Origin of the sequence: Caenimonas sedimenti (genome assembly GCF_007833165.1) — a bacterium.
Taxonomy (GTDB): Bacteria; Pseudomonadota; Gammaproteobacteria; order Burkholderiales; family Burkholderiaceae_C; genus Ramlibacter; species Ramlibacter sedimenti.
In genome coordinates, this window is the sequence record NZ_VOBQ01000004.1 from 154,643 (window position 1) to 172,137 (window position 17,495).

Genomic DNA, 17,495 nt, shown 5'->3' on the forward strand with positions numbered 1-17,495 from the left:
GGTTCATGTTCAGGAAGCGTCCGGCAGTTCGATCTCGCCTTCGAAAACGGTGACGGCGGGTCCGGTCATGAGGACCGGGGCCGCGCCGCCGGCCCATTCGATGGTCAGCAGCCCGCCGCGCGTCTCGACGTCGACGCGGCTGTCGAGGCGGCCGAGCCGGATGCCCGCGACCACGGCCGCGCAGGCACCGGTGCCGCAAGCCAGCGTCTCCCCGGCACCGCGCTCCCAGACGCGCAAGCGAACATGGGCGCGATCCACGATCTGCAGGAAGCCGGCGTTCACGCGGTTCGGGAAGCGCGGGTGATGCTCGATCTTCGGGCCCTGTGTCGCCACGGGCGCACTGTCCACGTCTTCGACTTCCTGCACGGCATGGGGATTGCCCATGGAGAGCACCGCCAGCGGGAGGATAGTCGAGTCCGCCGAGGTGCCCAGCGCCAGGTGCCAGCGGTGCCAGCCCCCCGTGGGCTGCGGATCCAGGCCGGCGTCGTCGAACGGGATGCGCGCCGGCTCGAACACCGGCGGCCCCATGTCGACCGTGACCCGGCCGTCTTCGTTGACGCGCGGCTCGATCAGGCCCGAGAGCGTCTGCACCTTGATGCGGGGGCTGGAGGCGAGGCCCTTGTCGAGCACGTAGCGCGCGAAGCAGCGCGCGCCGTTGCCGCATTGCTCGACCTCGCCGCCGTCGGCGTTGTGGATCACGTATTCGAAGTCGATGCCGGCGGCGGGCGATGGCCGCACGGACAGGATCTGGTCAGCGCCAACGCCGAAATGCCGGTCCGCCAATTGCTGGTACTGCGCCGCCGAGAGGTTCAGGCGCGCGCGGGTCTCGTCGAGCACGACGAAGTCGTTGCCCGCGCCCTGCATCTTGGTGAACCGGACTCGCATGGGCGGGATTATGTTCTCAGGCGTTCCAGGGCGCGGTCGACGAATGCCAAGCGGTCCTGCCCCCAGTAGCGCACCCCGTCCAGCACGAAGGTCGGCGCGCCGAACACGCCGAGCCGCTCGGCCTCGGCGCTGTATTCGGCGTACTGGTTCAGCGTGGCGGGCGCGCGCTCCAGCGCGTGCAGCGCGGCGCCGTCGTAACCGTTGTCGTTGGCGATGGCGATGCGGACGTCCGGCTGCGAGGTGTCCCGCTCCTCGGCCCACAGGGCGCGTAGCAGGGCGTGCGACAGCACGAAGGCGTCGAGGCCCTGCTGCTGGGCCGCGATCACCATCCAGCCGGCGTACTTGTTCCAGTCCGGGTCGGCGACGCTGTACCGGGGATAGTGCTTGGGCTGCACGGTGACCGGCATGCCGAGGTACTGGCCCCAGCGCGCCAGCTCCTCGTCGTGGTACGCGCGGCGCGGCTCCGGCCGGGTGCGGATCGGGATGCCCCCGGTCTTGGCAACGACCGCCTGGAAATCGTACGGCTTGAGCACCAGCTGGACCTGATGGCGCCGGACGATGTCCTGCAGCTGCGGCCCGGCAAAATAGGCCCACGGCGATGACAGGCTGTAAAAGCAGTCCAATTGGATCGTCATCCGCGGATTATCTTGTGAACACCGATCTCCCACCTGTCCCAGCGCAGTCCATCGCCAGCCCGCGTGACGAAGCCGCCCTGGCCCGCCTGGCCAGGCAGGCCCGGGCGGACCTCGCGCGGCTGAACTTCCCGCCGCCCAACTGGGTGCTGCCGCGCACGGCGCCCGGCGGTGCGCCGGTGCTCGACGCGCTGGTGGCGGGCGCCGGCATGTGCGGCCAGACCGCCGCCTACGCCCTGCTGCGCGAAGGCGTCGCCAACCTCCGCGTCATCGATGCCGCGGCGCGCGGCGCCGAAGGTCCCTGGGGCACCTACGCGCGCATGCTGACGCTGCGCAGCCCCAAGCACCTCACGGGGCCGGACCTCGGCGTGCCCAGCCTCACCTTGCGCGCCTGGTACGAAGCCCAGCACGGGGAGGCGGGATGGGCCGCCCTGCACAAGGTCGGCCGCATCGACTGGCGCGACTACCTCCTGTGGGTGCGCGACACGGTCGGGCTGCCGGTCGAGAACGGGACGCGGCTGCTGGCGGTCGAGGACGAGGGCGGGCTGCTGAAGGCCAGGCTGGGCACGGCGGACGGCGAGCAAACCGTCTGGACGCGCCAGCTCGTGCTGGCCATGGGACGCGACGGCAGCGGCGCCGCGCGCTGGCCCGTCTTTCCATCGCTGCGCCGGGACGACCCCTTGGCACGCGCGCGCGTCTTCCATTCCGCCGACGCCATCGATTTCGACGCCTGGCGGGGCCGGCGCGTCGCCGTGCTGGGCGCCGGCGCCTCCGCCTTCGACAACGCGGCCTGCGCGCTGGAGGCGGGCGCCGCGGTCACGCTGTTCGCACGCAGGCCCCTGCTGCCGCAGGTGAACAAGAGCAAGTGGACCGCGTTCACCGGCTTCTTCCGCGGCTACGAAGCGCTCGATGACGCGCGCAAGTGGCGCTTCTACACCTACATCTTCGACGAGCAGGTGCCGCCGCCCTGGGAGACGGTGCGGCGCTGCGATGCGCACGCGGGGTTCACGCTGCGACTGGGCGCGCCCTGGCTCGACGTGCAACCGGACACGGGCGGCGTGACCGTGACCACACCGGCCGGCGACGAGCGCTTCGACGCCGTCATCTTCGGCACCGGCTTCGACGTCGATCTGCTCGACCGCCCCGAGATCGCGCGCTACACGCCACACATCGACACCTGGGCGCGGCACGTCACGCCGCAACAGGCCGCAGCGAATCCGGAGCCGGCGCGCTTCCCCTACCTGGGTGCGGGCTTCGAATTGCGCCCGGCCGGCACGGCGCACGGCGGCGCGCTGGCCCGCATCCGCTTGTTCAACTGGGGCAGCACCATGAGCCACGGCGCGCTGGCCGGGGACATTCCGGGCCTGGGCGTCGGCGCCACGCGGCTGGCGCAGGCCATCGGCAGCGACCTGTTCACCGAAGACGCCGACGCGCATTGGGCGCGCTTGCAGGCGCACCAGGAACCCGAGCTGCTGGCGACCCGCTGGTACGTGCCGCCTGAATCCCGCTGACGGCTATTCGATGGTGATGTTGGCGGCCTTGACGACGTCGGCCCATTTCTGCCGGTTCGCCCTGACCGTCGCCCGGAACTGCTCGGGGTTCTCGATGCGCACGGTGTTGCCGGCACCTTCCAGCTTGGCGCGGATCTCCGGCATTTCGAGCACCGTGCGGACGCCGGCGTTGAACTTGGCGACGATGCGCGGGTCCGTGCCCTTGGGCGCGAACAGCGCGAACCAGGTGGAGCTGTCGAAGCCCTGCGTGCCCGGGATGCCGCTCTCGCCGATGGTCGGCACCTCCTGCACGGCCGCCACGCGCTTGGCCGTGGTCACGCCGAGCAGCCGCACCTTGCCCGCCTTGTACTGCGTCAGCACGGTCTGCACCTGGTTCATGATGCAGCAGGTCTCGCCCTTCAGGATCGCCTGCATGGCCTCCGGGCCGCCCTTGTAGGGCACATGGGTCATGTTCAGCCCGGCCTTGGCGTTGAACTCGGCGAAGGCCATGTGCGTGCCCGTGCCGTTGCCGGTGGACGCGTAGTTGTACTTGCCGGGATTCGCCTTCACCAGGTCGACGAACTCCTTGAGGGTCTTGACGTTGATCACCTCGGGATTGATGGTGAGCACGTTGGAGACGTCGAGGATGGGCGCCACCGGCACGAAGTCGGCTTCCACGTCGAAGCTCAGCTTCTTGTACAGAGCGGCATTGCTGCCGTGCGTGGCCGCGGTGCCGAAAACAACGGTGTAGCCGTCCGGCTTGGCCCGCGCCACGAAGTCGCTGGCGATGTTGCCGGCCGCGCCGACCTTGTAGTCGATGACGATGGGCTGGCCCAGCACCTTGCCGAGCGGCTCCTGGATGGTCCGCGCGACCACGTCCACGCCGGAGCCCGCCGGGAAAGTCATGATGAAGGTGATGGGGTGCTGGGGCCAGTCCGCCTGCGCGTGGGCGATTGGGGCGATGCACAAGGCGGCCAACGCGCCCAGCAGCGCGCGGCGAGGAAAGCTGGGGAGGATTTGCGGAAGGTTGAACACGGTGGCTCCGGCGTTGACGTGACTGTGTGCATTGTGGCAAGCGCCGCGCCGGCGCGCCACCATGAGCTTATGCTGGCCCACCGGCAACGAGGAGATTTCCATGCGCATTCCCGACTGGACGCCCGAGGGCAAGCCCCAGCCCCACGACCTGGTGCAAGCCATCCTCGAGCGGCGCGGCGGCGCCCTGCTCAACCTGGACCGTGCGCTGCTGTGGAGCGAACCCCTGGCGCGCGGCTGGAATGTCTACCTGAAGAACGTGCGAACCGGCCTGGGGGCCAGCCGCAAGCTGCGCGAGCTGGGCATCTGCACGGTCGCGCTGCTCACGGGCGCCAGCTACGAATACCACCACCACGCGCCGGACTTCCTTGCCGCCGGCGGCACCCGGCCGGAGCTGGACACGCTGGAACTGTTCGCGACCGCCCCGCGTTCCCTGGTGCCGCTGGACGCGCTCGGTTCCGATGAATCGCTGGTGGTGCGCTACGCCACGCAGATGACACTGGACGTGACGGTGGATGACGCCTTGTTCGCGCAGCTGCGCGAGCGTTTCGATCCCACCGAGCTGGTCGAAATCACCGCCGCCATCGCCACCTACAACATGGTCGCCCGCTTCCTGGTGGCGCTCGGGGTGACCCCGGAGGAGTGATGGCCCGGGCCACCATGCTGTAATTCCCCCATGGTCCGTCCCAACCAGCTCCTGCACGCGCAGCGCGAACCCGCCGTCCCCCGCCCCGCGGCCACCGTGCTGCTGCTGCGCGACGGCACTGAGGGTGCCGAAGTGCTGATGACGCGCCGCTCGGCCACCGCCAGTTTCGCGCCGGGCGCTTACGTGTTCCCGGGCGGCGGGATCGATGCCGCGGATGCCGAGGCGCACGGCCTGGCCGCCCGCCGGCCGACCCAGAAGGACCTGCATCTCACGCAGGCCATCGCCGCCATTCGCGAAAGCTTCGAGGAACTGGGGATCCTCCTCGCGCGCCATGCGGACGGCCGCCCGGCATCGGCGGAGGACGTCGCCGGCCTGGACCGGCACGCGCCGTTCGCCGCGCAATGCCGCGCGCGCGGACTCACGCTCGCGGCCGACCAGGTCTTCGTGCTCGCGCACTGGATCACCGACCGCGACTTGCCGCGCCGCTTCGACGTGCCCTTCCTGGTCGCACGCATGCCGGAAGGCCAGTCGCCCGTGGCCGACGAAGCCGAGCAGTTCGAGCCGGTCTGGGTGCGGCCCGGCGATGCGCTGGCCCGCCACAAGGCCGGCCAGTTCTTCATGATCTTTCCCACCATCCGCACGCTGGAACGGCTGGAGAAGTTCAAGCGGGTCGACGAGATCCTGCAGGCCTGCGCGACCGAACAGCCGCTGTGGACCAGTTGCCCGCGCGGCGGCATGCAGCATGGCGCGGAAGTGCGCTTCATGGAACACGAGATGGCCTATGGCGAACTGGCGCTGGTCTGCCCGGACGGCCAGCTGCAACACCATCTCGACTGGCGCACCGACCAGCCGGTGCCGCTGCTGAAGAACGTCGTGCGCGTCACCGCACCCAATCCCGGCGTGATGACGGGTCCAGGCACCAACAGCTACCTGATCGGCGACCCCGACACCGGCTACATCGCCATCGATCCGGGCCCGGACGAACCGGAACACCAGCAACGCATCTGGCGCGCCGCCGGCGGTGACATCCGCATGATCGTCTGCACGCATTCACACGCGGACCATTCGCCGGGCGCGAAGCCCTTGCAGGCGCTGTGCCGGAACAGCCCGCCCATCCTCGGCCTGCCGTCGGCACCCACCGCACGTCCCGCCAGCGAGTTCACGCCGGACCGCGCGCTGGCGCACGGTGAAGTCCTGGTCCTGCGCGGCGGGCCCGAGACGCACAGCCTGAAGGTCATTCACACACCCGGGCACGCGGCCAATCACCTCTGCCTGGTGTTGCTGGAAGACGGCCTGCTGCTCTCCGGGGACCACATCCTGAACGGCAGCACCACCGTGGTGGATCCGCCGGACGGCGACATGACCGCCTACCTGGACTCGCTGGACGCCCTGGCCGCCGCGTGCGTGGAGCACGGCATCGAATTCATCCTGCCGGCCCATGGCCACGTGCTGGGCTTCGCGCCCCAGGCCATTGCCATGCTGAAGGCGCATCGCCTGCAACGCGAGAGCCGAATCGTGGCCGCCATGCGCGAGCGGCCCGGCGGATCGCTGGAAGACTGGGTCGAGCTCGCCTACGCCGATGTCCCGCCGCGCATGTGGCCGGTGGCGAAGCGGTCGCTGCTGGCGCACGTCCAGCGGATCGAGGCGCTCCAGCTCATCAGCTAGGACATGCACGCGGCTAAACTGTTGTGCACTGTCAGGGAGGACGGGCATGGCGATGAATCAGCAGCCGGGGGGCATCGAGGCGTACCCGCTGGAGTTTTCCGGGTCGGGCGGCGAATATTTCCGCGTGTGGATCGTCAACATCCTGCTGACGATCGTCACGTTCGGCTTCTACACGCCATTCGCGCGCCGCCGCACCGCGCAGTATTTCTGGAGCCACACCCTGGTGGCCGACAGCCCGCTCGAATTCAGCGTGCAGCAGAAGAAGATGGTGCTGGGCTTCCTGATCTTCGTCGGTCTCTACCTCGCATTCAACGTCGCTTCGGACACCGGCCAGGACACGGTGGTCGCCGTGATGATGCTGGCCGGGGCCGCGCTGGCGCCCTACCTGTGGGCCAGCGCCATGCGCTTCCGGCTGAATGCGACCCGCTGGCGCGGCGTGCGCCTGCAATTCGTGGCCACCTGGGGCGAGGTCTACCGCGCCGCCTGGCCGGTCTTCGTGATCGCACTGGCCTGGATCGCGGCGCTGGCGGTCATCGGCATGTTCGAGTCCGACAAGGCGAAGCCGGCGCCGCCCAGCATGCTGGCCGTCTCGGTGATCATCGTGGCGCTTCTCAGCGCACTGCTCGTCACGCTGCTGTGCGTGGTGCGGCTGGAATTCAATTCCAAGAGCCTGCTGGTGGCACGCGGGCGCATCGGCGGCCAGGCCGGACGCTGGAAGCCCGTGTTCGGCGACTTCGTGCGCATCTGGCTGGCCACCCTGGGTCTGTTCGTCGGTTCCGCGTTGCTGCTGGGCGCACTGGGGGCGGCGGTGGTCGGCGGCTCCATCGCCGCCTTGAAGTCCCAGGCCACGGGCGGCTTCGGGGTGTTTCTCGCCATCGTGGCAGGCGTCATGCTTTTCCTCTTCGGACTCATCTTCGCTTCGGCGCCGGCACGGGCCTACCGCGAGGCGCGGATCTTCCAGCTGGTCTGGAACAACATCGGCGTGAGCAATGTGGCACGTTTCAAGTGCGACCTGCGGGCGAGCCGGTATGTGTGGCTGCGGATCCGCAATCTCCTTCTGACACTGCTCACGATGGGGTTCTTCCGGCCGTTCGCGCTCGTGAGCGAATACCGCATGAAGACCGAGTCCGTCACGTTGCACGTGAAGGGCGGCCTGGACCAGCTCGCCGGACAGCTCTCGCGCGAGGAGGAAGGGCTGGGCGACGCCATGGCCGACGCGGTCGGCCTCGACCTCGTGGGCTGAGGCGTGCAGCCGCTCGCCGCGCACTGGTTCGACGGGCGCACCAGCCAGGCGCGCGGCGTCACCGTGCACTTGCTTCCGGGTCCGCGCGGGCCCAGCTTGCTGCTGAAGGAAGCGGGATCCGGCGCGGATCTGCTGGAGCTTGATCACCGGGCGGTTGGCTGGCCCGAACGCTGGAGCAGCGGCCGCGCTCCGCGCAAGGTCGCGGTCGACTTGCGCGAGCACGGCAGCCTGGAGGTCGCGGATGTTGGAGCGTGGCAGGCAGCCCTGGCCGCGGCCGGCGAGCGGCCACGCCTGGCCGAGCGCATGCAGACCCGCTGGCCCGTGTTCCTGGGCGTGCTGCTGGTCGCCGTGGCGGCGCTGTTCGCCTTCTACCGCTGGGGCACGCCCTGGGCCGCGACGCAGCTCACACGTCAGGTGCCTCTGGAATGGGAGACCAGCCTCTCCGACAGGGTCCTGCAAGACCTCGACGCGCGGCTGCTGAAACCGAGCAAGCTGCCCGCGGCCCGCCAGGAGGCCCTGCGCGCACGCTTCGACGCACTGGCGGCGCAGATCGATCCCGGCCTGCGCCGGTACCCTGCCTACCGGCCAACGGTGCGGCTGCAGTTCCGCGACGGCATGGGCGCCAATGCGTTCGCGCTGCCGGGCGGCATGGTCGTCATGACCGACGGCATGGTGGAAGTGGCGGAGAAGAACAAGTTGCCCGACGATGCGCTCGTCGGCGTCCTGGCGCACGAGATCGGCCATGTGCTGCACCGGCACACCACGCGCATGGTGGTGGAGCAAGGCGTGCTCAACATCGGCTTCGGCCTGGCGATGGGCGACGTGTCCACCCTCGTCTCCTTCGGCGGTTCGCTGCTGACGGGACTGGCCTACCGCCGCAGCCACGAGACCGAATCGGATTGCTTCGCGCTCGCCCTGATGCGCAAGGCCGGGCTGCCGGCGCAACCGATGGCCGACCTGCTGCTGAAGATCGAGGACGTCCCGCCCGAAGCCGCCGGCAACAGCTGGTGGAGCATGCTGAGCAGCCACCCCGAAACCCCGCAGCGGGCACGGGAGCTGAAAGCGGGCCACGTGCAGGGCTGCGCGTGACCTCGAAAAAAGTGTGAAGTCCGCCGGTACGCCGGATCTTGTGCACCCGTGCCTTCCCGAAGGAAAGCCCGGGCGTGACCGCCATTCCTCTGGGCCGGGGGTCGCCCACCCGGCTCGGTGCTACCTACCCGCCAGCGCCCTGCGGGTCACAGGGTGCGGCGTTGCCGCCGCGTGCTGGCCTATTTGGTATTGCTGCGCGTAGAGATTGCCCGTTTCACCCGGCGCGGCCCCGGCCCTTCTTTCGAAGGGCCGTTACTGGGACACGCGCCGACTCGTCTCTGTTGCTCTGATCCTCACCTCGCGGTGGAGAGGTGTTACCTCCTACGCTGCCCTGTGCAGTCCGGACGTTCCTCCAGTGCTGCCTTTCGGCAATTGCACCAGCGGCGGTCTGGCCGACTTCACGAACCGGATTATCCCGCGCTTTGCAGCGCGGCGATGCGCTCCTCGATCGGCGGGTGCGTGGAGAACAGCTTGCCCACGCCCGAGGTGATGCCCATCGACTGCAGGCCCTTCGGCAGCTCGCCGGGCACCATGCCGCCCAGACGGGCCAGCGCGTTGATCATCGGCTGCTTGCGGCCCATCAGCTGCGCGGCGCCCGCGTCGGCCCGGAACTCGCGCTGCCGCGAGAACCACGCCACGATGATCGCGGCCACGAAGCCGAACAGGATGTCGAGCACGATGGTCGTGACGTAGTAGCCGATGCCGGGGCCGGAGCGTTGCTCGCCGCGCGACAGCCAGCCGTCGATCACGTAGCCGACCACGCGCGAGAGGAACACGACGAAGGTGTTCATCACGCCCTGGATCAGGGTCATCGTGACCATGTCACCGTTGGCGATGTGCGCCACCTCATGGCCGATCACGGCCTCCACTTCCTCACGGGTCATGCCCTGCAGCAGCCCGGTGGAAACGGCGACCAGCGCGTTGTTCTTGAAGGCGCCGGTGGCGAACGCATTGGGCTCGCCCTGGAACACGCCGACTTCCGGCATGCCGATGCCGGCCTGCTCGGCGAATTTGCGCACCGTGTTGACGATCCAGGCTTCATCGGCGCCTTCGTTGCCGGTGATGACCTGGACGCCCGAGCTCCACTTGGCGAGCGGCTTGGAGATCAGCAACGAAATGATGGCGCCGCCGAAGCCCATGATGGCCGCGAAGATGAGCAGCGAAGTCAGGTTCAGCCCATTCGCCGTCAGGTAACGGTTGACGCCCAGCAGGCTGGCGACGATGCCGAGCACCACCACCACCGCGAGGTTGGTCAGGACGAACAGAAAGACACGTTTCATGGATTCAAGGCTCCGAAGGGTGGATGAATGGCACCCCCGCGCCACAGATGTGGTTGCTCTCAGGCCGTTTCAAGAGCGCGTGGATGCTGTCGCCGCCGTGCCTGTCTGTTGTTGTGTCGTCTTGCTTGGCCGGAAAACGTGGGAGTCATCATAGAAGGAAAAGTTCGCGTTTTCAGGGTGCCAGCCGGGGATGCCGAGCACCGGCAAGGGGGTGAAGGGCTTGGCGGCAAGCGTTGTCGCGCTGCACCGCCCCGCCAGCCAGGCGTCGGCCGCCTCCGGCGATTCGAGCGGCGCCTGCGCGCACCAGACATGGGCGGTCAAGCCTTTGCGCGGCGACGCCAGCTGTTCCAGCAAGGCGTGGCCGAAGACGAGCAGGCGCGCACCGGTCCAGAGCGGCCGGAGCTCCACGAAAAGGCGGCGCCATTCCCGTGCGCGCAACGCCTCCCACAACGGCTGCGGCGCCTGCAGCAAGGCCCCGTTCTCGTCGAACACCGTCACGGCATCGCGCACCGGGCCGCGCCGACCAGCCACGCCACCCTGCGCGATGGCCTCGGCTTGCAAGCGATTCAGGGCCAGCTTGGTGCGCGGGAAATGCAGCCAGACCAGGCCGTTGAAGAAGTCATGCGCGCCGGGACGCACCGGGCAGCACCGGCTCTCGAAAACATGTTGCTCGTAAGCCTTGCCGGTGGGCAGCGCTCCCTGCGGCACGAACCGGACGGGCGCCCCGCCCTGCACGTTCAAGGCATCAGGCAGGGTCATGCCTGCGCCGGTGCGCGCGGCAACCGCTTCCCCGGTCGCCCGCCACGCGGCGTACCACGGCTGCGCCCAATCGATCGCCTCCTGCACGGCAAGAAATCAGCTGCGCGGCGCGCTCTTGGGCGGCAGTTTCTCCCGCACCGACACGCTCGAGCGGCCCTCGTCGATCATCTCGAACAGCCCGGTCGCGGCCAGCAGCTTGGTGAGCGTCGAGTAGCCGTAGTTGCGTGAGTCGAAGGAGGCCTGGTTGGAAATCTGGTTGCCCACGTGGTTGACGCGTGCCCAGCCGTCGTCGTCTTCCGCGGCTTCCACGGCATTCAGCAGCAGGTTCACCAGCTTCTTGTCCTGGCGCAGCTGCGTGGGGGTCAGCTTGAGGCGCTGCGCCGGCGCGGCGTCCGCCTCGGGCTCACCGGCCGCGGGACGCAGGTCGTCGAGGAACAGGAAACGCGAACAGGCGTTGACAAAGGGTTCCGGCGTCTTGCGCGCACCGAATCCATAGACCGCGGCTCCCTTGGCGCGCAGGTGCATCACGAGCGGCGTGAAGTCGGCGTCGGAGGAAACAATGCCGAAGGCGTCCGGACGATCGGTGTAGAGCAGGTCCAGCGCATCGATCACCATCGCCATGTCGCTCGCGTTCTTGCCCTTGGTGTAGTCGAACTGCTGCATCGGGCGGATGGCGTGTTCATGCAGGAGTTCCTCCCAGCCGCGCAACTCGTTCTTCTTCCAGTTGCCGTAGGCCCGGCGGATGTTGGATTCGCCGAAGGTCGACAGCTCGTTCAGGATCACGCCGATCTTGGCGGCGGGCGAGTTGTCGGCGTCGATCAGCAAGGCGACGCGGGGCTTGGACTCGGTCATGCAACCACCTTCCAGGAGAGGGTCTCGCCGCCGCGCAAGGGTTTCAGTTCGGCCTCGCCGAACGGCACTTTCTCGGGCAGGGTCCAGGTTTCCTTACGCAGGGTGATCGTTTCCTGGTTGCGCGGGAGACCGTAGAAGTCCGCGCCATGGAAGCTTGCGAAGCCTTCGAGCTTGTCAAGCGCACCGGCCTGGTCGAAGGCTTCCGCATACAACTCGACAGCCGTCAGCGCGGTGTAGCAGCCCGCGCAACCGAGGGCGTGCTCCTTCAGCACGGCGGGGTGCGGCGCGCTGTCCGTCCCGAGGAAGAAACGCGGGTTGCCGCTGGTGGCGGCCTCGACCAGGGCGACGCGATGCGTCTCGCGCTTCAGCACCGGAAGGCAGTAGTAGTGCGGCCGGATGCCACCGGTGAAGATGGCGTTGCGGTTGTACAGCAGGTGGTGGGCGGTGATGGTGGCTCCAGTGAATCGGTCGGCGTCGCGCACGTAGTGCGCCGCGTCTTTCGTGGTGATGTGCTCCACCACGATCTTGAGTTCGGGAAAATCCTTGCGCAGCGGAATGAGCTGCCGCTCGAGGAAGGCCGCTTCACGGTCGAAGATGTCGACGGTGGGATCGGTGACTTCACCGTGTACCAGCAGCAGCAGCCCTTCGCGCTGCATGGCTTCCAGCGTGCGGTAGGTCTTGCGCAGGTCGGTCACCCCGGCATCGCTGTTGGTGGTGGCGCCGGCGGGGTAGAGCTTGAGCGCGACCACGCCGGCCGCCTTGGCTTTGGTGATCTCCTCCGGCGGCAGGTTGTCGGTGAGGTAGAGCGACATCAAGGGCTCGAACTTCGTCCCCTGGGGCACGGCTTCGAGGATGCGGCCGCGATAGGCCTGCGCCTGCGCCGCCGTGGTGACGGGCGGCTTCAGATTCGGCATGATCAGCGCGCGCGCGAACTGCGCAGCCGAGTGCGGCACGACGGACGCCATGGCGGCCCCGTCACGGACGTGCAGGTGCCAGTCGTCGGGGCGGGTGATGGTGAGGGTCTGCGGGGACATGGGGGGATTGTCCCACTCCGCCGGATGCCCTCACCCCAGCCCTCTCCCAGAGGGAGAGGGAGCAAAACCCTTCAGTGGGCCAGGATCTTGTTGAGGAAATCCTTCGTCCGCGCCTGCCGGGCGTCCGGATTGCCGAAGAAGTCTTCCTTGGAGCAGTCTTCCAGGATGCGTCCGCCCACGTCGATGAAGATCACGCGGTTGGCCACCTTGCGGGCGAAACCCATCTCGTGCGTGACCACCATCATGGTCATGCCTTCCTTGGCCAGCGTCACCATCACGTCCAGCACTTCGCCCACCATCTCGGGGTCGAGCGCGGACGTGGGCTCGTCGAACAGCATCACGATCGGGTCCATCGACAGCGCGCGGGCGATCGCCACGCGCTGCTGCTGGCCGCCGGAAAGCTGACCTGGGAATTTGTCCTTGTGCGCCATCAGGCCCACGCGGTCGAGCATCTTCAGGCCGCGGGTGCGCGCTTCGTCTTCGGAGCGGTTCAGCACCTTGATCTGCGCGATGGTGAGGTTTTCCGTCACCGACAGGTGCGGAAACAGCTCGAAGTGCTGGAACACCATGCCGACGCGGCTGCGCAGCTTGGGCAGATCCGTCTTCGGATCGGTCACCGCGATGCCGTCCACCGTGATCGTGCCCTTCTGCACCGGCTCCAATGCATTCACCGTCTTGATGAGGGTGGACTTGCCCGAGCCGGACGGCCCGCAGACCACGACGACGTCGCCCTTGTTGATCTTGACCGAGCAGTCCTGCAGGACCTGCACCGGCCCGTACCACTTGGAGACGTTGTTGATTTCGATCATGTTTCTTGCACCCTCAGCGAATGATCTGGACCTTGAGCTGGATGCGCCGCACCACCCACGAGAGCGACAGGCACATCAGGAAATACAGGACGGCGGCCAGCAGGTAAGCCTCGACCGGCCGGCCCAGGTTCTTGCCCGCCGTCTCGAAGCCCTTGAGCATGTCGTAGGCGCCGATGGCATAGACCAGGGACGTGTCCTGGAACAGGATGATGGTCTGCGTCAGGAACACCGGCAGCATGTTGCGGAAGGCCTGCGGCAGGATCACCAGCTTCATGTTTTGGCCGTACGTCATGCCGACCGCATAGCCCGCGTTCACCTGGCCGCGCGGGATGGACTGGATGCCGGCCCGCACGATCTCCGAGAAGTAGGCGGCCTCGAAGGCGATGAAAGTGATGATCGCGGAGAGCTCGGCACCGATCGGCCGGCCGATCGCGAAAGGGATCAGCAGGAAGAACCAGAGCAGCACCATCACCAGCGGGATGGAGCGCATCGTGTTCACGTAGGCGGCGGCGGGGATGTCCAGCGCCTTCTTGCCCGACAGGCGCATCAGCGCCAGGATGGTGCCGAGCACGATGCCGCCGATGGTGGCCACCACGGTGAGCCAGATGGAGAAGATGAAGCCCTTGATGACGAAGGGCGCCAGCACCTGCCAGCTGAAGAACGAGAGGTCGAGGTTGCCGAGCATTTCAGTGGCCTCCCATGCCGCCGGCCACGACGAAGCCGGGCACGCGGGCCTTCTTCTCGATGAACGACATGATGCGGTTGATCGCGAAGGCCGAAATGGCATACAGCACGGTGACAGCCAGGTACATGGTCACCGGCTGCGAGGTCTCCTCACCCGATTGCCGCGCGAAGAACGTCAGTTCCGCGATCGACACGGCGAAGGCCACCGAGGAATTCTTGATGATGTTCATTGATTCGCTGGTGAGCGGCGGGATGACGATGCGCAGGGCCATCGGCAGCAGCACGTAGCGGTAGGTCTGGGTGGTCGAGAAACCCATGGCCATGCCGGCGTAGCGCTGGCCCTTGGGCAGCGCCTGGATGCCGGCGCGCACCTGCTCGGCGACCCGCGCCGAGGTGAAGAGGCCCAGCGCCATGATCACCAGCACGACCGAAGGCACCGCCTGCAGCGCGGGGAAGATCCCGGGAATCACGAAATACCAGAGGAACAACTGCACCAGCAGCGGGATGTTGCGGAACAGCTCGACCCAGGCGTTGGCCAGGCGCGTGAGCCACGGACTGGAAGGCAAGGTGCGGAAGGTGCCGACGACCAGCCCGCACACGAGCGCCACCACGAGCGCCGAGAGCGCCACCGTGAGCGTCCAGCCCCAGGCCGACAGAATCCAGTTCAGGTAGGTTTGATCGCCCGTCTTGCCGAAACAACTGGCGATCTGCTCTCCCGTGGTGGTTTCCTTGCAGAAAACCTGCCAGTCCCAAGCCATGAATCACTCCTCGTTCTTGCGTCGATCTTGAAGGGCCCAGCCCGTAAAAGCAAGACCCCTGCCCGGGTTGCCCCGGGAAGGGGTCTTGCGAAGGATCACGCGGTGATCACTTCTTGGCGTAGTCTTCCATCGGCTTGTCGTTCGGGTTGGCCCACGCGGCCTTGGTGCTGTCCGACAGGGGCAGGCCCACTTTGGTGTTCTTCGGCGGGATCGGGGCCACGAACCACTTGTCCCACAGCTTGGCCATGTCGCCGCTCTTGATCATCGAGGCGATGGCGTCGTTGCCGACCTTCTTCAGGCCGTTGTCGTCCTTGCGGATCATGATGGCGATGGGTTCCACCGACAGCACTTCGCCGACGATGCGGAAGTCGGCCGGGGTCTTGGCGTTGGCGATGTTGCCGGCCAGGATCGAACCGTCCATCACGAAGGCGTCGGCGCGACCGGTTTCGAGCAGCAGGAAGCTGTCGGCGTGGTCCTTGCCGAAGACTTCCTTGAAGTCGATGCCGGCGCCGCGCTCGTGCTTGCGCAGGTGCTGCACGGAGGTGGTGCCCGTGGTGGTGGCCACGTTCTTGCCGTTCAGCTGGGCGATGGTGGTGATGCCGGAGTTGGCCTTGACCGCGACGCGCACTTCTTCCACGTAGGTGGTGTTCAGGAACGAGACGTCCTTGGCACGGGTGGCGTTGTTGGTGGTGGAGCCGCACTCGATGTCGACGGTGCCGTTCTGCACCAGCGGGATGCGGTTCTGCGAGGTGACCGGCTGGTACTTGACTTCCAGCTTGCGGCCGGCGGCCTTCTCGACCTCCTGGATGATGCGCTGGCAGACTTCGACGTGGAAGCCGGCGAACTTGCCATCTCCCAGCGTGTACGACAGGGCGCCCGACGACTCGCGCACGCCCATGGTGATGACGCCCGAGGCCTTGACCTTGGCGATGGTGTCGTTGGCTTGCGCCAGGGCGCCGGTGGCCGCGAGGGCGGTGACGGCAAATGCCAGCAGGTGCTTCTTCATGCAAATCTCCTAAGTGAAGCGTGTGAGGTAATCAAGAAACGAAATTCTAGGCAGCAGACCTTCAGGGATTACCCTCGGGCACACCGCCGCAGGCGAAAGCTTAGGGTCTGGAACCCGGGGACGTAGCAGGGTTTGTGCCCGGTAGGCCTTCGGGCATCTCCAGCCGCAAGGGCTGCGTCAGCTTTTCGGGCACCAGCAAGGCATCGATCTGCTCGCGCGTGAGGATGCCGAGGGCTTGTGCGACCTCGTCGACCGGTTGGCCGGTGGCAATGGCCGTCTTGGCGATCAGCGCCGCCTTCTCGTAGCCGATGATCGGGTTCAGCGCCGTCACCAGCGTGATGGACTCGCGCACGCGGCGCGCCAGCAGTTCGTGGTTGGCCTCGATGCCGGCGACGCAATGCGTGTTCAGCGTCAGGCAGGCGTTCGACAGGTGGCGGATGCTCTTGAACAGGCTCCAGCCCATGATCGGCTCGAACGCATTCAGCTGCAGCTGGCCGGCCTCGGACGCCATGGTCACCGTGACGTCGTTGCCAATCACCTCGAAAGCGACCTGGTTCACCACTTCCGGGATCACCGGGTTCACCTTGCCCGGCATGATCGACGAGCCGGCTTGCCGCGGCGGCAGCCGGATGTCGCCGAACCCGGCTTGCGGCCCGCTGGAGAGCAGGCGCAGGTCGTTGCAGGTCTTGGACAGCTTGGTGGCGACCCGTTTGAGCACGCCGGAGAGCTGCACGAACGCGCCGGTGTCCTGCGTCGCTTCCACCAGGTTCTTCGCCTTCACCACGGGGATGCCGCTTTCCTCCGCCAGGATGCGGCAGGCCAGTTCGGCGTAGCCATGCGGCGCGTTGATGCCGGTGCCGATGGCGGTGGCACCCAGGTTCACCTCCTGGATCAGAGCGCGCGCCTCACGCAGCCGCGCCTCGTCTTCTTCCAGCATGACGGCGTAGGTCGAGAACTCCTGGCCCAGCGTCATGGGCACGGCGTCCTGCAGCTGGGTGCGGCCGATCTTCAGCACGGAGCGGAATTCCTCGGCCTTGGCCTCGAAACCCTGGCGGAGTGCGGCCATGGCTTCCAGCAGGCCGTCGATGCCTTGCCAGAGCGCCAGGCGCACCGCCGTGGGGTACACGTCGTTGGTGCTCTGCGAAGCGTTCACGTGGTCGTTCGGGTGCAGCGCGGCGTAGTCGCCCCGGGGCCGCCCCATCGCTTCCAGGGCGACGTTGGCGATCACCTCGTTGGCGTTCATGTTGGTGGACGTGCCGGCGCCGCCCTGGATCACGTCGACGACGAACTGGTCGTGGAAGCGGCCCGCGATCAGGTGGTCACAGGCGGCGCGGATCGCGACGGCCTTCGCTTCGTCCAGCACCCCGAGTTGCGCGTTGGCCCGTGCGCAGGCCTTCTTGACGAAGCCGAAGGCGCGCACCAGCTCCGGCATGGCCGACACCGGCGTGCCGGAGATCGGGAAATTCTCCACCGCACGGGCGGTGTGCACACCCCAGTAGGCGTGCTCGGGAATCGGTTTCGGCCCCAGGAAGTCGTGTTCGAGGCGGGTGGACGGGGGCATCGGTTCAGTCGGTCGGCGCAAGGTGGCGCGAACTGTAAAAGCGCGGCGCCGCCCGCGCCAATGCTGTTTG

17 protein-coding genes and 1 other RNA gene are annotated in these 17,495 nt (G+C 67.6%); 5 read left to right on the forward strand and 13 right to left on the reverse strand.

The genetic code is table 11. The annotated features are described in order from the left end of the window. Window positions 1-9: 9 nt before the first annotated feature. Entirely contained in the window at window positions 10-885 is an 876-nt protein-coding gene (gene dapF, locus FN976_RS05335) for a diaminopimelate epimerase (RefSeq protein ID WP_145891750.1), read from the reverse strand. A gap of 8 nt (window positions 886-893) precedes the next feature. Continuing rightward, complete coding sequence (locus FN976_RS05340) at window positions 894-1,520, reverse strand: 2-hydroxychromene-2-carboxylate isomerase (RefSeq protein ID WP_145891752.1); 627 nt, start codon at window positions 1,518-1,520, stop codon at window positions 894-896. Window positions 1,521-1,534: 14 nt separating this feature from the next. On the opposite strand from FN976_RS05340, the gene FN976_RS05345 reads away from it, so the two are divergent. Beyond that, a complete protein-coding gene (locus tag FN976_RS05345; RefSeq protein WP_186510751.1) occupies window positions 1,535-3,028 on the forward strand; it encodes an NAD(P)-binding domain-containing protein in 1,494 nt (497 codons plus the stop codon). Between the two features lie 3 nt (window positions 3,029-3,031). Here the strand turns inward: FN976_RS05345 and FN976_RS05350 are convergent, their stop codons facing one another. After that, window positions 3,032-4,042, reverse strand: coding sequence for a Bug family tripartite tricarboxylate transporter substrate binding protein (locus FN976_RS05350; RefSeq protein WP_255440143.1), 1,011 nt, complete (start codon window positions 4,040-4,042; stop codon window positions 3,032-3,034). 100 nt (window positions 4,043-4,142) lie between these two features. On the opposite strand from FN976_RS05350, the gene FN976_RS05355 reads away from it, so the two are divergent. From FN976_RS05355 to FN976_RS05370, 4 genes are read left to right on the forward strand one after another with little or no spacing between them, the layout of a single operon-like run. Next, window positions 4,143-4,685, forward strand: a complete 543-nt coding sequence (locus FN976_RS05355) for a carboxymuconolactone decarboxylase family protein (RefSeq protein WP_145891756.1) — start codon at window positions 4,143-4,145, stop codon at window positions 4,683-4,685. Window positions 4,686-4,715: 30 nt separating this feature from the next. Next, complete coding sequence (locus FN976_RS05360) at window positions 4,716-6,350, forward strand: MBL fold metallo-hydrolase (RefSeq protein WP_145891759.1); 1,635 nt, start codon at window positions 4,716-4,718, stop codon at window positions 6,348-6,350. A 46-nt stretch (window positions 6,351-6,396) separates the two neighbouring features. Next, on the forward strand, window positions 6,397-7,593 hold the full coding sequence (locus FN976_RS05365) for a YjgN family protein (RefSeq protein ID WP_145891761.1): 1,197 nt from the start codon (window positions 6,397-6,399) through the stop codon (window positions 7,591-7,593). A gap of 3 nt (window positions 7,594-7,596) precedes the next feature. After that, the gene (locus FN976_RS05370) at window positions 7,597-8,682 is read left to right on the forward strand and encodes a M48 family metallopeptidase (RefSeq protein ID WP_145891763.1); all 1,086 of its coding nucleotides are present in this window, start codon (window positions 7,597-7,599) and stop codon (window positions 8,680-8,682) included. A gap of 11 nt (window positions 8,683-8,693) precedes the next feature. Here the strand turns inward: FN976_RS05370 and rnpB are convergent. From rnpB to FN976_RS05420, 10 genes are all read right to left on the reverse strand, one after another. Continuing rightward, window positions 8,694-9,082: RNase P RNA component class A (gene rnpB, locus FN976_RS05375), an RNA gene on the reverse strand. Between the two features lie 10 nt (window positions 9,083-9,092). Continuing rightward, a complete protein-coding gene (htpX, locus tag FN976_RS05380; RefSeq protein WP_145891765.1) occupies window positions 9,093-9,962 on the reverse strand; it encodes a protease HtpX in 870 nt (289 codons plus the stop codon). A 69-nt stretch (window positions 9,963-10,031) separates the two neighbouring features. Next, window positions 10,032-10,808, reverse strand: a complete 777-nt coding sequence (locus tag FN976_RS05385) for a DUF3025 domain-containing protein (protein WP_255440146.1) — start codon at window positions 10,806-10,808, stop codon at window positions 10,032-10,034. 9 nt (window positions 10,809-10,817) lie between these two features. Then, window positions 10,818-11,573 (reverse strand): NYN domain-containing protein, encoded by a 756-nt coding sequence (locus FN976_RS05390; protein WP_145891767.1) that lies wholly within the window; start codon window positions 11,571-11,573, stop codon window positions 10,818-10,820. Next, entirely contained in the window at window positions 11,570-12,607 is a 1,038-nt protein-coding gene (gene pyrC, locus FN976_RS05395) for a dihydroorotase (RefSeq protein ID WP_145891769.1), read from the reverse strand. The genes FN976_RS05390 and pyrC overlap by 4 nt, the downstream gene beginning before the upstream one ends. Window positions 12,608-12,678: 71 nt before the next feature. Then, complete coding sequence (locus FN976_RS05400; protein ID WP_145891771.1) at window positions 12,679-13,416, reverse strand: amino acid ABC transporter ATP-binding protein; 738 nt, start codon at window positions 13,414-13,416, stop codon at window positions 12,679-12,681. 13 nt (window positions 13,417-13,429) lie between these two features. After that, the gene (locus FN976_RS05405) at window positions 13,430-14,101 is read right to left on the reverse strand and encodes an amino acid ABC transporter permease (protein ID WP_145891773.1); all 672 of its coding nucleotides are present in this window, start codon (window positions 14,099-14,101) and stop codon (window positions 13,430-13,432) included. Window position 14,102: 1 nt separating this feature from the next. Further along, window positions 14,103-14,858 (reverse strand): amino acid ABC transporter permease, encoded by a 756-nt coding sequence (locus FN976_RS05410; protein ID WP_145891775.1) that lies wholly within the window; start codon window positions 14,856-14,858, stop codon window positions 14,103-14,105. A 106-nt stretch (window positions 14,859-14,964) separates the two neighbouring features. Next, window positions 14,965-15,864 carry an amino acid ABC transporter substrate-binding protein gene (locus FN976_RS05415; protein WP_145891777.1) on the reverse strand — a complete coding sequence of 300 codons (900 nt, stop codon included), beginning with the start codon at window positions 15,862-15,864 and terminating at the stop codon, window positions 14,965-14,967. Between the two features lie 100 nt (window positions 15,865-15,964). Then, the gene (locus FN976_RS05420) at window positions 15,965-17,425 is read right to left on the reverse strand and encodes an aspartate ammonia-lyase (RefSeq protein WP_145891779.1); all 1,461 of its coding nucleotides are present in this window, start codon (window positions 17,423-17,425) and stop codon (window positions 15,965-15,967) included. Window positions 17,426-17,495 lie beyond the last annotated feature (70 nt).

Coding starts and splice junctions, on each gene's coding strand:
- dapF (WP_145891750.1), bottom strand. CDS start 885: ATGCGAGTCCGGTTCACCAAGATGCAGGGCGCGGGCAACGACTTCGTC.
- FN976_RS05340 (WP_145891752.1), bottom strand. CDS start 1,520: ATGACGATCCAATTGGACTGCTTTTACAGCCTGTCATCGCCGTGGGCC.
- FN976_RS05355 (WP_145891756.1), top strand. CDS start 4,143: ATGCGCATTCCCGACTGGACGCCCGAGGGCAAGCCCCAGCCCCACGAC.
- FN976_RS05360 (WP_145891759.1), top strand. CDS start 4,716: ATGGTCCGTCCCAACCAGCTCCTGCACGCGCAGCGCGAACCCGCCGTC.
- FN976_RS05365 (WP_145891761.1), top strand. CDS start 6,397: ATGGCGATGAATCAGCAGCCGGGGGGCATCGAGGCGTACCCGCTGGAG.
- htpX (WP_145891765.1), bottom strand. CDS start 9,962: ATGAAACGTGTCTTTCTGTTCGTCCTGACCAACCTCGCGGTGGTGGTG.
- FN976_RS05390 (WP_145891767.1), bottom strand. CDS start 11,573: ATGACCGAGTCCAAGCCCCGCGTCGCCTTGCTGATCGACGCCGACAAC.
- pyrC (WP_145891769.1), bottom strand. CDS start 12,607: ATGTCCCCGCAGACCCTCACCATCACCCGCCCCGACGACTGGCACCTG.
- FN976_RS05400 (WP_145891771.1), bottom strand. CDS start 13,416: ATGATCGAAATCAACAACGTCTCCAAGTGGTACGGGCCGGTGCAGGTC.
- FN976_RS05405 (WP_145891773.1), bottom strand. CDS start 14,101: ATGCTCGGCAACCTCGACCTCTCGTTCTTCAGCTGGCAGGTGCTGGCG.
- FN976_RS05410 (WP_145891775.1), bottom strand. CDS start 14,858: ATGGCTTGGGACTGGCAGGTTTTCTGCAAGGAAACCACCACGGGAGAG.
- FN976_RS05415 (WP_145891777.1), bottom strand. CDS start 15,864: ATGAAGAAGCACCTGCTGGCATTTGCCGTCACCGCCCTCGCGGCCACC.
- FN976_RS05420 (WP_145891779.1), bottom strand. CDS start 17,425: ATGCCCCCGTCCACCCGCCTCGAACACGACTTCCTGGGGCCGAAACCG.